This window comes from Bacillus sp. NMTD17 (assembly GCF_002998735.1).
GTDB lineage: Bacteria > Bacillota > Bacilli > Bacillales > Bacillaceae > Bacillus.
On the sequence record NZ_PVRH01000005.1, the window covers coordinates 70,119 to 84,644 of the forward strand.

Below are 14,526 nucleotides of genomic sequence, written 5' to 3' on the forward strand. Positions count from 1 at the left end.
AAGGAGGAAATCAATTGACGCTTGTCATTGGATTAACAGGCGGGATTGCTAGCGGAAAAAGCACAGTCTCGCAGATGATAAAAGAGCAGGGCATTCGGGTTGTGGACGCAGATGTGATTGCAAAAGAAGCGGTCTCCAAAGGAACATCCGCCCTTCATCATATCGTTCAAACCTTTGGTGAGGGTGTCCTCCTGCCAAATGGAGAGCTGAACCGGCAGGAGCTGGGAGCCATTATTTTTTCTAATGAAGAGAAACGAAAGCAGCTGAATGCGATCGTTCATCCAGAAGTGCGAAAGGAAATGCTCAGGCAGCGAGATGAAGGGATCAACAGCCAAGAAACATTCGTTGTCCTTGATATCCCGCTTTTATTTGAAAGTCAGCTGGAAAGTCTTGTCGACCGGATCATTGTGGTGTATACAACACCAGAATTACAGCTATCACGACTCATGAATCGAAACGACCTCAGTGAGGAAGAAGCGCTAAATCGGATTCACTCTCAGCAGCCCCTTGAAGAGAAATGTAAAAAAGCAGACCGCGTGATAGAAAACACACAAGATCTCGCTTTTATCAGAAAGCAATTGCAGAACATATTAAATGAATGGGAACATACAGATAAGTAAGAGTACATACACGTACTCTTCTTTTTTTATGCTTTATTCTTATTTCCTTTGAAAAGAACAGCCCTTTTTAGAAAATATACGTTTATATACTGGCAATTACATTCTAATGTGATATACTAATTTCATAAATAAATTTATTGAGTATAACACATAATAGAGGAGTGACCTGTTCATGAAGGTAAAAGCAGCGATCAATGGGTTTGGCAGAATTGGACGCATGGTCTTCAGAAAAGCAATGCTTGATGATCAAATTCAAATTGTAGCGGTGAACGCAAGCTATCCTGCCGAAACGCTAGCACATTTAATTAAATATGACACAAATCATGGACGTTACGAATGCGATGTGACAGCAGAAGATGACGCACTGATTGTAAATGGGAAAAGAGTGCTTTTGCTCAATGACAGAGACCCAAAGCAGCTTCCATGGGGAGAGCTTGGGATTGATATCGTCATAGAAGCAACAGGGAAATTTAATTCAAAAGAACAAGCGATGGGCCATATAGATGCAGGAGCGAAAAAGGTCGTACTCACAGCTCCAGGTAAAAATGAAGACATTACAATTGTGATGGGTGTCAATGAAGATGATCTTGATCCTGAAAAGCACGTCATTATTTCAAACGCATCTTGTACAACAAACTGTTTAGCACCAGTTGTTAAATTGTTAGATGATGAATTCGGCATCGACAACGGCTTAATGACAACGGTTCATGCGTATACAAATGATCAAAAAAATATCGACAACCCGCATAAGGATTTGCGCCGGGCTAGAGCGTGTGCCCAGTCCATCATTCCAACTACGACGGGTGCCGCTAAAGCGCTTTCTTTAGTGCTGCCGCACATGAAAGGGAAATTGCATGGACTTGCACTGCGCGTGCCAGTTTCCAATGTATCGATGGTTGATCTTGTCGTCGACTTGAAAAAAGATGTCACAGCAGAAGAAGTAAATGCAGCCTTCTCAAATGCATCAAAAACTTCTCTATCCGGTATTTTAGACTACACGGATGAGCCGCTTGTTTCTACAGACTTTAACACGAATCCTTATTCAGCTGTCGTGGATGGACTGACAACGATGGTGATGGAGGATAGAAAAGTAAAAGTTCTTGCATGGTATGACAATGAATGGGGTTATTCATGCAGAGTGGTGGATCTTGTGAAGTTTGTCGGTTCGCAGATGAAAGAGCTTTCTGCTGTTTGAAATGAAGAAGACGAACGTCCCTTTTCAAGAAATGAGAGAAAATCCCATTGAAAACACAGCTTGCAAAATGGGTCTAAACAAAGTATACTATTTTTCGTGAACTTCTTGTTCGCAGACTCATTCGGGTATACTTAAAGGGTTAGGACCTCTTTGGACTAACTTTCCCCCGTGGTATATGTCCGGTCCGGCTGCTTAGAACTTCACTCTTTCATTCTTGTTTAAGGGGGGTCCATGATGGAAACAATCGGACGTCACGTTATCTCCGAGCTATGGGGATGCGACTGTGATAAACTGAACGACATGGATTTTATTGAAAAAACGTTTGTAAATGCAGCTTTGAAATCAGGAGCTGAAGTAAGAGAGGTTGCTTTTCACAAATTTGCACCTCAAGGAGTAAGTGGAGTTGTCATTATTTCTGAATCTCATCTGACAATTCACAGCTTTCCTGAACATGGTTATGCGAGCATAGATGTTTATACTTGCGGCGACCTAGATCCGAATATCGCAGCAGATCATATCGGAGATGAATTAGGTGCCGAAACAAGAGAAAACATCGAAATTCCTCGAGGCATGGGACCTGTACAAGTGAAACAGGCACAAGCCAAAGCACTGTAAACATAAAAAAGATTGCAATGGGAGCTGGCCAAAAGCATTGAAATGCCTTTGTGTTATGCTCCTTTTTATATTTCTTTGATATACAAAATCCAACATTCCCCAACTTGTCTATACTTTTGTTCTAGGAAAACAAAGGTTTTTTTTATAAAATAAAGAAGAGGCATTATGGCAAAGGGGATACGTATATGACTTTAGGACAAAAGTTCAAACGGTTCATGTCAAACCATACAGAAACATCTGACGAGCATCCAGTGTCAGAACTGAAAAGCCATTACTACAAAATGACGAATGCACAAGTTTTTCAAGCGGTGGAAGCCATGCTTTCCCGAAACGATTCCTATCAAGTGACATCTGTTTCAGCAGAACGAGGTGAAATCAGCGCAAACATCAGAATGCCGAAAAAAGCCTTTCTCGTAGCGACTGTCATTTCAATTCGTCCTTTTGAAACAGCTGTCGATTTTAATGTGACAACAGAAACGGTCCTGCCAACAGATTTTGGTTATAGTCAGAAGGCCGTTTTGCCCCTTTATGATGAACTAGACAAACAACTTCCAAGAATAGATCGGAGCTGATGAAATGAAATGTCCCACATGTCAGCACCTTGGCACAAGGGTGCTTGATTCAAGACCAGTAGATGAAGGGAAATCCATCCGTCGTAGAAGAGAGTGCGAAAGCTGCCAGTATCGCTTTACGACGTTTGAGAAATTAGAAGAATTACCGCTGATTGTGGTGAAAAAAGAAGGGATTCGAGAAGAATTCAGCCGCGAAAAGATGCTGAGAGGACTCATTAAAGCGTGTGAAAAGCGTCCTGTTGCTTTAAAGCAGCTGGAGGATGTCTGCTTTAACATCGAAAAAGAACTGCGTAATCAAGGCATGTCAGAAGTGAAAAGCGAGCTTGTAGGTGAAATGGTGATGGACGAGCTGGCAAAAATTGATGAAGTGTCTTACGTCAGGTTTGCCTCAGTTTACCGGCAGTTTAAAGATATCAACGTCTTTATTGATGAATTAAAAGATTTATTAAAGAAAGAACGCTAAAAAAGAGCTGAAGATTCTTCACGCTCTTTTTCCTGCGTAAAGCGTAAAACGCAAAAAGGGTGTACAATAGAAACAGTTGCAATTCATGGGGAGGATCAGCATATGACAGAGCATTGGAAGGAAGTGCTAGCCGTCGATCCGTATGTCGTCAAAAGCGCTTCATTGCTCGGTGACATCGATAGACAGCTCATCACTCTTTTATATCAGCCGCTTATTGGCATGTCCGCTTTCAGCTTATACATGACGCTGTGGGGAGAGCTGGAACAAAATCGTATGTGGGGAAAACCTGCACCTCATCGGCAGCTCATGGTCATGCTGCAAACGAATTTAAATGATATTTTTGAGGAACGTTTAAAGCTTGAAGCGATCGGTTTACTTCGCACATATGAACAGGAAACGGAAGAAGGCAGACTGTTTACATATGAGCTTGTGCCGCCGCTAAGACCAGATGAGTTTTTCCAGGATGGTATGCTGAATGTCCTGCTGTACCATCGTGTAGAGAAAGCAAAATATATGCAGCTTCGTGATTATTTTTCTTATCCAGGTGTTCCTGCAGAGGCAAAGAACATCTCGCGATCGTTTGAAGAAGTCTTTCACGTATTGCAGCCAGGTGAACGCAGGATGACAGAAGAAATCAATCGGGCGTCATCACTTGATCAGGGCTATGAATATGTGACCGTTGGATCGAGTCAGCCGGCTCCGCTTTCAGACGAATCCTTTGATTTCGATCTATTGTTAGCGGGCATGTCTGATATGATGATTCCAAGAAAGGCTTTGACAAAGCAGGTGAAAGAAACCATTAAGAAGTTAGCCGTTGTATACGGCATCACTCCGCTTCAAATGCAAAATATTGTAGCAGGCGCCTGCGGTTCGGATCAAATGATCTCAACAGAAGAGCTGAGAAAAGCCGCAAGAGACTGGTACCAAATCGAATACAGAGGCGAGCAGCCAAAACTCATTGATCAAAAACAGCCTAGACACCTGCGTCAAGATGCTTCAAAAGCGCTAGCAGATACGCCAGATGCGAAATTGATTGAAAAGCTCGATCATATTTCGCCTCGGGAGCTGCTAAAAGATATGGCAGACGGCATTGAGCCAACGTATGCCGACTTAAGAATTGTCGAAGATATTATGCTCGAGCAGCAGCTAGAGCCAGGTGTCATGAACGTTTTGATCTACTATACATTACTGAAAACAGATATGAAGCTGTCGAAAACATATATGCAAAAAATCGCCGCTCATTGGGTGAGAAAGAAAATTAAAACCGTAGCGGCAGCCATGAAAATTGCCAAAGAAGAGAACAAGCAAATGACAGAGTGGGCGCAGCAGAAAAAACAGCGCAGCACATATGGATCAGGGAAAGTTGTCCGAGAAGAGAAGCTTCCTGACTGGATGAAAGAAACTGAAACGAAAGAACAGCCGGCAAAAGAACAAACAGACAGTCTGTCGACAGAAGACCTCGAACGAGAAAAAGAAAAACTGTTAGATCAGTTTAAAAATATGAAAAAGTACAATGCACATTAAGGTGAGGTGAGATGAGGATGAAACCGATCGGTCGTTCATTTGAACAGTTAAAAGGACGAGTAGATTTTCGTGTGAGATACAACCAGATTAAAGAGAGTGTGTTATCTGATGAAGATGTAAGGGCCTTTTTACAGGAGCATCAAGAAGAAATACACGAAGACATGATCAATCGTAGCTTGAACCGGCTTTTTGAATATGTGCAGCAGTCGAAGGGTTGTTCATATTGCTTAGATGAAGAGAACGTCAATGCGATTTTAGACGGGTATCACCCGAAGCTTGTGATCAAAGGTCAGAGTATTGATATTGAATATTCCCCCTGCCCAGTCAAGCTGCGGCTCGATAGACAGAAAAAACAGCAAGAGCTTATGAAAAGCATGTACATTCCGCAAAATGTTCTTCAAGCGACGTTCACTGATCTGAACGTTGTGGGAAGACAGGAAGTCATTCAAAAAGTAGGTCAATTCCTGCAAAGCTATGATGAGACGGGCAAAGGGAAGGGCTTATATTTACACGGAAAGTTTGGAGTAGGAAAAACGTATATTCTGGCAGCCATTGCGCAGCAGCTAGCGGAGAAGGAATACCCATCTCTCCTAGTGTACGTGCCTGAATTTGTGAGAGAGTTAAAAAATTCGTTAGCCGATCATACACTGGAAGCAAAGCTGAACATGGTCAAATCCACCCCTATTTTAATGCTTGATGATATTGGGGCAGAGTCGATGACAAGCTGGGTTCGAGATGAACTGCTCGGAACGATCTTACAATACCGTATGGCAGAGCAGCTGCCGACTTTCTTCTCTTCTAATTTCTCACCAAGTGAACTGAAACATCACTTTACGTACTCACAGCGCGGGGAAAAAGAAGAGGTCAAAGCCGCTCGTTTAATGGAACGGATTCTTTATTTAGCAGAGGCAGTCTTGCTCGAAGGAGAAAACCGCCGTCATTTATAAAAGCGTCTATCACCTGAAGGAGGAGCAAATGAAATGAACAAAAGAAAATGGCTGCTTTTTCTCGTGATTGCAGGTCTCGCTGCTTTACTTTGGTGGCTGAACAAACAGCACCTTCAGCTGGCGCCGAAAGATGTGAAGAATTGGGTGCTTCAATTTGGGCTGCTGGCTCCCTTTGTTTTTCTGTTCTTATCTCTTTTTCGCCCGTTTGTTCTCGTCCCACTTACGGTCTTTTCGCTGGCAGCAGGTTTAGCATTCGGCAGTGTTCTTGGGACGATTTATGCCCTCGTTGGTGCTACCGCCGGAGCAACAGGCTCCTTCCTGCTTGCCACAACCTTTCGTGCAAAAAAGGAAAGCAGAGAATCAAGCAGCCGGAAGCTGAGAGCGGTGACATCCCGCATTCAGGAGCATGGGTTTCTTTATATTTTGTTATTGCGTATTGCCCCGATCCATTTTGACTTTGTCAGCTATGCGGCAGCAGTTTCACGTGCGAATTATCGTGCATTCACGGCAGCTACTTTTTTAGGCTTAATACCGGGTACAGTTGCATTAAATGTCCTTGGCTCAAGCTTTGTCAGCGGCAATTATGCCGCCTTAGTGATCGTTTGTTTGATTTATCTGATCTTTATCTCCGTTCCGCTCATTTTAAAAAGAAAGATGCCTGATTTATTTTAGGCGTCTATTTTTTATGTTTCCCCCATATATATGTAACAGATGTCGTTAGGGGGGACAAACATGCTTGAAATAATCTTTGAAGATGAATATGATACCGCCGCTTTTTTACATCTTGCTGAACACTTGGACAGTCGGCATCACATGTCAATTCAACAAGGGAAAGACCGGCTTCTCATAGAGGCGAAGGAATCAGAAGAAGGACTTGAGCCCATTGTGCGGCCATTACTGGTTCACTTTTTTTTGGAATGCAAAGAAAATGAGCGCATGCGCAGCATCCTTGAAAACACCTATTTATTTAAAGATCCTGAAGAGCAGCACCAAATTCTTTCAATCGCCCACAGTATTATGAACGGGGATTTAGATGATATTCCCGGCATTCATCAAGAACCGTCAAGAGAAGCCCTGTTAACAAAGGAGCTTGAGACCATTTCTTTACAGCAAGGTATTTTTTCAATTGGTTCATTTATGACATTTAGACTGTCAGAGTATGACAGGAGGCTGAAGAACTATGTTGAAGTCTCCATTGAAGAATACAAAATGGAACAAGAATATCAAAACTTCATTCAATCCCTTCGAGACTATGTGATGGCAAGAGAACCTAAGCTCGAAAAAGTACATGTTGTGCATCAGGACCGCCTGATGATTTGGGAATTTCGGTACGCTTCTGAGCGTGATCAAAAACAATACATAGACAGACAGTTTGTAAGAGAGCATCCAATGTATATTGATTCGCAGCTGATTGCACCACTCGTATCCATAGCGCCGCAAAAGATTGACCTATTTACAAATGATACGGGTCACTCGATGGTGCAGACCATTCAAAATATTTTTCAAGAAAGGGTCGAGGTATTCCCGGCTCAATCATTTCAAGAACAGAATGTTCAATTTGTACATGACCATTTGGAACAGAAAAGTGAAAAGCTTTCTTGATTTTCACGAAAAAACGTTTTATAATACGGTGTAACTTCATACAGAGACCGTATTGATAAGGACATGAACAAATGAACACCCGCTTAAAGAGAGGGAAGCCGCGGCTGAAAGCTTCCTAGCAGAGGACCATTTGCTTTACCACCTTTGAACATCAGCTGTGAACTTTTTAGTAATGGCTGACGGGAATTCCCGTTATCGAACCACAAGCCGTGTTTGCTTATGAAAACGTAAGCTGCAAATACGGGAAAAAGGGTGGAACCACGATTCCGTTTATTCAACCTCGTCCCTTTCCAGGGGGCGGGGTTTTTATATTGCCAAAAAAAGGAGTGACCAGAGATGTCAGAACAAATTCAACTTACATTTCCAGATGGAGCAGTCAAGGAGTTTGACAAAACAGCTACAACAGAAGACATCGCGGCATCAATTAGCCCGGGCCTAAAGAAAAAAGCGCTTGCCGGTAAATTGAACGGCAAAGAAATAGATCTGCGTACGCCGCTATTAGAAAGTGGAACAATCGAGATCATCACAGATAAAAGTGAAGAAGCACTCGACATTATGCGCCACAGCACAGCACATTTGCTAGCACAGGCGATCAAACGTCTTTATGGAAAAGAGCATCATGTCCAGTTTGGCGTAGGTCCTGTGATCGAAAATGGTTTCTACTATGATGTCGACATCGATGTTGCCATCACACCTGAAGACTTACCTAAGATTGAAAAAGAAATGAAAAAAATCATTAACAGCAATTTGCCAATTGAGCGAATTGAAGTAACAAGAGAAGAAGCGAAAAAACGCTTTGAAGCGATTGGTGATCAATTGAAGCTTGAGCTGTTAGAGGCGATTCCAGAAGGTGAAGCCGTGACGATTTATGAGCAGGGTGAATTCTTTGACCTCTGCCGCGGCATTCACTTGCCATCAACAGGGAAAATCAAAGAGTTTAAGCTGTTAAGCCTTGCGGGTGCATACTGGAGAGGTGACAGCAACAATCAAATGCTTCAGCGTATTTACGGTACAGCTTTCTTCAGCAAAGAAGATTTAAATGAGCACTTACGCCTGCTTGAAGAAGCGAAAGAACGCGATCACCGTAAACTAGGAAAAGAGCTGAAACTGTTTGCGAACTCTCAAAAGGTAGGTCAAGGTCTACCGCTTTGGCTGCCAAAAGGCGCAACGATCCGCCGTGTTATTGAGCGTTACATTGTCGATAAAGAAGTACGTCTTGGTTATGAGCATGTGTATACACCAGTTCTTGCGAATGTCGAATTGTATAAAACTTCAGGGCACTGGGCGCATTATCAAGAAGACATGTTCCCAGTGATGGAAATGGATAACGAAGATCTTGTTCTTCGTCCTATGAACTGTCCGCACCATATGATGATTTACAAAAACGAGCCGCATAGCTATCGTGAATTGCCAATTCGTATTGCAGAGCTTGGTACAATGCACCGCTATGAAATGTCAGGTGCTTTATCCGGCCTTCAGCGTGTTCGCGGGATGACATTAAACGATGCACATATCTTTGTTCGTCCAGATCAAATCAAAGAAGAGTTCATTCGTACAGTTCGCTTAATTGAAGAAGTCTATCAAGACTTTGGCTTGAATGACTACACATTCCGCTTATCTTACCGTGATCCAGAAGATACTGAGAAGTATTTCGACGACGATGCGATGTGGAATAAAGCGCAATCGATGCTAAAGGATGCAATGGACGAGCTTGGTCATGATTATTATGAAGCAGAAGGAGAAGCGGCATTTTATGGTCCGAAGCTTGATGTACAGGTCAAGACAGCTCTTGGAAAAGAAGAGACATTGTCTACTGTACAGCTTGACTTCTTACTACCAGAGCGTTTCGATCTCACCTATATCGGAGAAGATGGCAAGCATCATCGTCCGGTCGTGATTCATAGAGGTGTTGTCTCTACAATGGAGCGCTTTGTTGCCTTCTTAATTGAAGAATACAAAGGAGCCCTTCCAACATGGCTGGCACCTGTACAATTCCAAGTCATCCCGGTTTCACCGTCTGTCCATTTAGACTATGCGAAAAAAGTACAAGAACGTTTGCAGCTTGAAGGCCTTCGTGTAGAGCTTGACAGCCGTGATGAAAAGATTGGATACAAAATTAGAGAAGCGCAAATGCAAAAGATCCCGTACATGCTAGTCGTCGGAGATCAAGAAGCAGAAAATGGCGCTGTCAATGTAAGAAAATACGGAGAGCAAGATTCAGAAACAATGGATCTTGAAGCCTTTGTGAAACATGCAGTAGCAGAAGCAAAAAAATAATACTTCCAATGAAGCAGTCAGTGATCTTTCTCTTGAGATCACTGGCTTTTTCTTTTTGAAAAAAATTCTCCACTGGTGATCCAGTTCCTTGAATGATACGTTTAGATAGTACGAAAGTATGGGTAAATATGTACTGTTGGTTCGAGACAAATTGGAGGAATGAAAGCGATGATGCAAACAACAAACACTTTATCATCACAACTATTGGAGCGGTCAGCAGTTCTTCGTGCGTTGGAACACTCACTGGCGATGATTGAATTTGATGTGACAGGTGAAGTTCTATGGGTCAATGATATTTTTGCAAAAGCCATGGGATATTCGAAGCAAGAGTTGATCGGTTTAAAACATAGACAGTTCTGTCCTCCGCATATTGCAGAACACGCAAGCTATCACATGTTCTGGAAGCGTTTGAAAGAGGGTCAAATCTTTCAGGAAAAGGTGCAGCGGACGACGAAGAATGGTGATAGCTTATGGCTTGAAGCGACATATACACCTGTCCGCAATGAAGAGGGGCACGTAGTGGGTGTTGTGAAAGTCGCAACAGACATAACAGAGAGAGAAAACACGATGAAACAGGTCGTAGACGACTTAAAGGAGATGTCTGCGAAATTAATGGAGCGTGCAGAAGTGGGCATCCAGCATAGTCAAAGAGTCAAAGTCTCCTTTGATCATATAGCAAACGAAACAGATCAAAATATGAGCTTACTAGAAGGATTAACAGAGCAGGTAGAGTCCATCAGCTCCATTGCTGCAACGATTAACAGCATTTCCTCACAAACTCAGCTGCTTGCATTAAATGCGGCGATAGAAGCTGCCCATGCGGGTTCCTATGGAAATGGCTTTAGTGTGGTGGCGGCAGAAATTCGAAAGCTTGCAACTGATTCAAAAGAAGCGATCGTCAAAGTAGATCAATATGTAAAGGCGATTCATGCAGAAGTAGAGAAGGTCAGCAGCGGAACGAGCCGGGCCAAGACAACCGTGTTTACAAACCATGATCTTGTGAAGCAGGCAAGCGAGGAATTTGTGAATGTAGGAGAAGCAGCCCGCGGCTTAGACCGGCAAGCACAAAGTCTAGCGGCAATTGTGTAGTTTGAGAACACAAAAAACACCCAATCTCGTCAGGAGAAGGGTGGTTTTTGTGTTCTATTTTAATATATCAAACAATTCATGTAAGTCTTTGATTTCATAATCTGGCGTTACATCTGTTTCATTTTTCTTGCCATGTCGATTGATCCAAACGGTTTGAATCCCAGCGCGAGATGCCCCAAGAATATCTGTTTTTGGATTGTCTCCAACCATGATCACATCGTCTTTTGTTAGATTTAACAGCTGAAGGCAGTGCTCAAAGATGCCAGGGTCAGGTTTGCCTTTCCCGTAATCTCCTGAAATCACAATTTCATTAAAATAAGGTGCAAGCTCAGGAACACCTGCCAGTTTTTCCTTTTGAAGACTAGGATCTCCGTTTGTTAAAAGGAGCAATTCATAGCTGCCTTTCAGGCGGTCTAAAACAGGATACGTTTCTTCATAGACAAATGGACGTTTTCTCCGCTCTGCTGCAAAGAAATCAGCCAAATATTGTCCAAATGCCTCATCGTCAATTCCTGCTTCTTTTAAGCCATTTGTCCAAGCGTTCTTGCGATACTCTGGTGCAAGGGCATTCAGCTTTTGAAAGCCTTCGCTAATCGGTTCACTAAAATTTGACCACAGTCCTTCGAAAGGATTAATTCCGATCATGACAGTATAATCATATGTTTCATAGGAAGAGTACAGCTTTCTTGCTTCTTCACGTACAATCTGTTCAAATGTTGCTGGATTCAGTCCATATTTCTTTTCCGCTTCGCGGCATGTTTCCTGAAAAGTTGTGTGAATGCTTTTTTCATCCCAAAGCAAAGTATCATCTAAATCGAAAAATACGGCTTTCATGATCTTCTCCCTTGTTATGTATGTGTTACCTTCAATTGCAAGTGACGGCTCATGTTCATTTTACAATAGAAGATGAGGGCAATAAAGAAAAGATTTGAGAGATCTTGGATCATTGACCGCACATGATAGAATAGAAAGACAGTAGATATAACATACATCAATTGAGGTGGCCGGTTTGCTTCATTTAATTATTATGATGATCGAGCGTGTGGGGATCATCGTTATTTTAGGGTTTGTGCTTGCCCATGTGAAGGGCTTTCGCAATCTATTGCTTCATAATGAAGGGTTTCGAAAAAAGGCAGTCCTTGTCTTTATTTTTGCTTCTTTTAGTATTATCAGCAATTACACAGGAATTGAAATCCAGCAGCAGATGGTCATGAATCATGAGTTTTCCTATCATCTTGGCTCATCAAGCTCGATCGCCAATACGAGAATCATGGGGATCGAAATGGGCGGATTGATAGGAGGGCCGTTTGTTGGCATTGGTGCAGGGCTTCTAGCTGGGCTTCATCGCTATTCATTAGGAGGGAGCACGGCACTCAGCTGTGCGATTTCTTCGATTTTAGCCGGTGTGATTGCAGGCTATGTCGGCAGCAGGTTTAAACGGAAGAATCGAATGGTGACACCTCGCCAAGCCGCACTTTTTGGTGTGGCAATGGAATCCTTGCAGATGATCATTATCCTTCTATTTGCAAAGCCATTTGCTGATGCTTGGGGGCTTGTGAGTATTATTGCCCTGCCGATGATTTTTGTGAATGGAATTGGCAGCTTTATCTTTTTATCGATTTTACAGTCAGTCATTCGGCAAGAAGAGCAGGCAAAGGCGATGCAGACACACCGCGTATTTTCGATCGCCGATCAAACGCTGCCTTTTTTCCGCCAAGGGTTAAATGAACAGTCATGTAAAAGTGTGGCGGAGATCATTCATCGATTAACAGAAACAGATGCGGTCTCCTTAACCGATACAGAAAAGATTTTAGCGCATGTCGGTGATGGGACGGATCATCATATTCCATCGAAAAGCCTAATTACAGGGCTGTCGAAACAAGTATTGATGAGCGGCAAAATTATGAAGGCGCATTCGAAAGACGAAATCAATTGTTCAGTCACTCATTGCCCGCTTCAAGCAGCGATTGTGCTGCCCCTCACCTCCAATGGTCAAACGATCGGAACATTAAAAATGTATTTCAATTCTCCGGTCGGATTAAGCAGGGTGGAAGAGGAGCTTGCAGAAGGCTTGGCGATGCTGTTCTCCACACAGCTTGAACTTGGAGAGGCAGAAACCCAAAGCCGCCTGCTGAAAGATGCAGAGATCAAAGCGCTTCAAGCGCAAGTGAATCCGCACTTTTTATTTAACGCCATTAATACCATCTCTGTTTTGTGCAGAACGAATGTAGAGATGGCAAGGAAGCTGCTGCTGCAGCTGAGTATTTATTTCCGGTCTAATTTGCAAGGCGCCCGCCAGCTGCTGATTCCGCTGCATAAAGAAATTCAGCATGTAGAGGCATATTTGTCGCTTGAACAAGCGAGGTTTCCAAATAAATACCATGTGGCCTTTCAAATTGAAAAGGAGCTGGAGCAGGTGATGATTCCTCCATTTGTGCTTCAGGTGCTTGTTGAAAACGCAGTGAGACACGCTTTTCCTAAACATCAAACGAGTTGTGAAGTCGTCGTTTCTGCTTTGATGAAAGATGGGCATGTTTATATGAAAGTGACTGATAATGGACAGGGAATCGAGAATGACAAGATGGCTCAGTTATTAAAAGCGCCTGTTGAATCCAAAGAAGGAACAGGTACGGCTCTTTTTAATTTAGATCAGCGGTTAAGAGGGATTTTTGGCAGACAAGCCGCTTTATCCATTCATAGCGGCCAAGGCACTGACATCTCATTTCGCATTCCAATGGACTATGTAAAAAAGGATGATTTTCGTTGATAAACGTATTAATCGTAGATGATGAAGTGTTAGCAAGAGACGAATTAAAATACTTATTACGCAGAACGAAAGAGGATGTTCAAATAGAGGAAGCAGAAAATATAGAATCAGCTTTTGACCGGATGGTGGATCATAAGCCGGACCTGCTCTTTTTAGACATTGATTTATCTGGTGAGAATGGATTTGATATTGCCAAAAGGCTCAACCGGATGTCTGATCCGCCAGCGATTGTATTTGCGACAGCCTTTGATCAATACGCGCTGAAGGCGTTTGAGGTCAGTGCGCTTGATTACTTAACGAAACCATTTGATGAAGAGCGGCTTTTGCAAACGATCCAAAAGTTTAAAAAGTGGAAATCTGTTGAGACGCAAGAGCACCAGCTGTCAGATGAGAAAATCCCCCATCAGCAAAAATTAGCCATCTCAGTCGATGACTCAATTGTGATTCTGCAAGTAGAAGAAATTGTGTATGTAGGGCTTAGTGAGGGGAAAAAGGTCGTGAAAACAAAGGATCACATGTATGAGGTCACAGAACCGCTTGTGGTCATTGAAAAGAAACTGCCTGAGGCTTACTTTATGAGGGTTCATCGAAGCTATATCGTGAACACCTCTCATATGAAAGAAGTACAGCCGTGGTTTAATTCGACGTATAATCTGCATATGACAGACGGGTCGATCATTCCTGTCAGCCGCACTTACGCCAAAGAACTAAAGAAGTCGCTCCTGCTAGAGTAGGACGGCTTTTTTTGTTTGTATTTCAATACTCGTTTTCTGCATTTCATTCATTGAATCCGGCGAGTTTGGTTGTAAACGCTTCATTCATTTATTTCATGCCGTATACTGAGGGCAGTCGAAG

14 protein-coding genes and 1 other annotated feature are annotated in these 14,526 nt (G+C 42.8%); of the genes, 13 read left to right on the forward strand and 1 reads right to left on the reverse strand.

All coding sequences use genetic code 11. The features are described 5' to 3' along the window. Positions 1 to 14: 14 nt before the first annotated feature. The 11 genes from coaE to C6347_RS14640 all read left to right on the forward strand — a co-directional run bounded on the left by coaE (position 15) and on the right by C6347_RS14640 (position 10,904). Positions 15 to 620 carry a dephospho-CoA kinase gene (coaE, locus tag C6347_RS14585; RefSeq protein WP_034661832.1) on the forward strand — a complete coding sequence of 202 codons (606 nt, stop codon included), beginning with the start codon at positions 15 to 17 and terminating at the stop codon, positions 618 to 620. 172 nt (positions 621 to 792) lie between these two features. After that, a complete protein-coding gene (locus tag C6347_RS14590) occupies positions 793 to 1,815 on the forward strand; it encodes a glyceraldehyde-3-phosphate dehydrogenase (protein ID WP_060596977.1) in 1,023 nt (340 codons plus the stop codon). Between the two features lie 234 nt (positions 1,816 to 2,049). Continuing rightward, positions 2,050 to 2,430, forward strand: coding sequence for an adenosylmethionine decarboxylase (speD, locus tag C6347_RS14595; RefSeq protein ID WP_003216492.1), 381 nt, complete (start codon positions 2,050 to 2,052; stop codon positions 2,428 to 2,430). A 185-nt stretch (positions 2,431 to 2,615) separates the two neighbouring features. Then, the gene (locus C6347_RS14600) at positions 2,616 to 3,002 is read left to right on the forward strand and encodes a cytosolic protein (protein ID WP_106071767.1); all 387 of its coding nucleotides are present in this window, start codon (positions 2,616 to 2,618) and stop codon (positions 3,000 to 3,002) included. A 4-nt stretch (positions 3,003 to 3,006) separates the two neighbouring features. After that, on the forward strand, positions 3,007 to 3,465 hold the full coding sequence (gene nrdR, locus C6347_RS14605) for a transcriptional regulator NrdR (RefSeq protein ID WP_003216720.1): 459 nt from the start codon (positions 3,007 to 3,009) through the stop codon (positions 3,463 to 3,465). A gap of 102 nt (positions 3,466 to 3,567) precedes the next feature. Continuing rightward, positions 3,568 to 4,989 (forward strand): replicative helicase loading/DNA remodeling protein DnaB, encoded by a 1,422-nt coding sequence (gene dnaB, locus C6347_RS14610; RefSeq protein WP_106031196.1) that lies wholly within the window; start codon positions 3,568 to 3,570, stop codon positions 4,987 to 4,989. 17 nt (positions 4,990 to 5,006) lie between these two features. Next, positions 5,007 to 5,936 (forward strand): primosomal protein DnaI, encoded by a 930-nt coding sequence (dnaI, locus tag C6347_RS14615; protein ID WP_034662053.1) that lies wholly within the window; start codon positions 5,007 to 5,009, stop codon positions 5,934 to 5,936. 33 nt (positions 5,937 to 5,969) lie between these two features. Beyond that, the gene (locus C6347_RS14620; protein WP_106071768.1) at positions 5,970 to 6,608 is read left to right on the forward strand and encodes a TVP38/TMEM64 family protein; all 639 of its coding nucleotides are present in this window, start codon (positions 5,970 to 5,972) and stop codon (positions 6,606 to 6,608) included. A gap of 60 nt (positions 6,609 to 6,668) precedes the next feature. Next, positions 6,669 to 7,538 (forward strand): putative sporulation protein YtxC, encoded by an 870-nt coding sequence (gene ytxC, locus C6347_RS14625; protein WP_066030568.1) that lies wholly within the window; start codon positions 6,669 to 6,671, stop codon positions 7,536 to 7,538. A gap of 43 nt (positions 7,539 to 7,581) precedes the next feature. Further along, positions 7,582 to 7,829 (forward strand) — a binding site (T-box leader). Positions 7,830 to 7,874: 45 nt separating this feature from the next. Beyond that, complete coding sequence (thrS, locus tag C6347_RS14635; RefSeq protein WP_034661816.1) at positions 7,875 to 9,815, forward strand: threonine--tRNA ligase; 1,941 nt, start codon at positions 7,875 to 7,877, stop codon at positions 9,813 to 9,815. Between the two features lie 168 nt (positions 9,816 to 9,983). After that, positions 9,984 to 10,904, forward strand: coding sequence for a methyl-accepting chemotaxis protein (locus C6347_RS14640; protein WP_060596972.1), 921 nt, complete (start codon positions 9,984 to 9,986; stop codon positions 10,902 to 10,904). Between the two features lie 54 nt (positions 10,905 to 10,958). Here the strand turns inward: C6347_RS14640 and C6347_RS14645 are convergent, their stop codons facing one another. Then, complete coding sequence (locus tag C6347_RS14645; RefSeq protein WP_060596971.1) at positions 10,959 to 11,738, reverse strand: HAD family hydrolase; 780 nt, start codon at positions 11,736 to 11,738, stop codon at positions 10,959 to 10,961. 175 nt (positions 11,739 to 11,913) lie between these two features. Here C6347_RS14645 and C6347_RS14650 point away from each other — a divergent pair, with 175 nt between their 5' ends. Both C6347_RS14650 and C6347_RS14655 read left to right on the forward strand, forming a co-directional pair. After that, positions 11,914 to 13,671 carry a sensor histidine kinase gene (locus tag C6347_RS14650; protein WP_060596970.1) on the forward strand — a complete coding sequence of 586 codons (1,758 nt, stop codon included), beginning with the start codon at positions 11,914 to 11,916 and terminating at the stop codon, positions 13,669 to 13,671. Then, a complete protein-coding gene (locus tag C6347_RS14655; protein ID WP_106048504.1) occupies positions 13,668 to 14,405 on the forward strand; it encodes a LytR/AlgR family response regulator transcription factor in 738 nt (245 codons plus the stop codon). Before C6347_RS14650 ends, C6347_RS14655 begins: the two co-directional genes overlap by 4 nt. The last annotated feature ends 121 nt before the right edge of the window (positions 14,406 to 14,526 follow it).

Excerpts from the sequence above, each read along its gene's own strand:
- dnaI (WP_034662053.1), top strand. The coding sequence starts at position 5,007 with ATGAAACCGATCGGTCGTTCATTTGAACAGTTAAAAGGACGAGTAGAT.
- thrS (WP_034661816.1), top strand. The coding sequence starts at position 7,875 with ATGTCAGAACAAATTCAACTTACATTTCCAGATGGAGCAGTCAAGGAG.
- C6347_RS14600 (WP_106071767.1), top strand. The coding sequence starts at position 2,616 with ATGACTTTAGGACAAAAGTTCAAACGGTTCATGTCAAACCATACAGAA.
- dnaB (WP_106031196.1), top strand. The coding sequence starts at position 3,568 with ATGACAGAGCATTGGAAGGAAGTGCTAGCCGTCGATCCGTATGTCGTC.
- C6347_RS14620 (WP_106071768.1), top strand. The coding sequence starts at position 5,970 with ATGAACAAAAGAAAATGGCTGCTTTTTCTCGTGATTGCAGGTCTCGCT.
- nrdR (WP_003216720.1), top strand. The coding sequence starts at position 3,007 with ATGAAATGTCCCACATGTCAGCACCTTGGCACAAGGGTGCTTGATTCA.
- C6347_RS14640 (WP_060596972.1), top strand. The coding sequence starts at position 9,984 with ATGATGCAAACAACAAACACTTTATCATCACAACTATTGGAGCGGTCA.
- C6347_RS14590 (WP_060596977.1), top strand. The coding sequence starts at position 793 with ATGAAGGTAAAAGCAGCGATCAATGGGTTTGGCAGAATTGGACGCATG.
- ytxC (WP_066030568.1), top strand. The coding sequence starts at position 6,669 with ATGCTTGAAATAATCTTTGAAGATGAATATGATACCGCCGCTTTTTTA.
- C6347_RS14645 (WP_060596971.1), bottom strand. The coding sequence starts at position 11,738 with ATGAAAGCCGTATTTTTCGATTTAGATGATACTTTGCTTTGGGATGAA.
- speD (WP_003216492.1), top strand. The coding sequence starts at position 2,050 with ATGGAAACAATCGGACGTCACGTTATCTCCGAGCTATGGGGATGCGAC.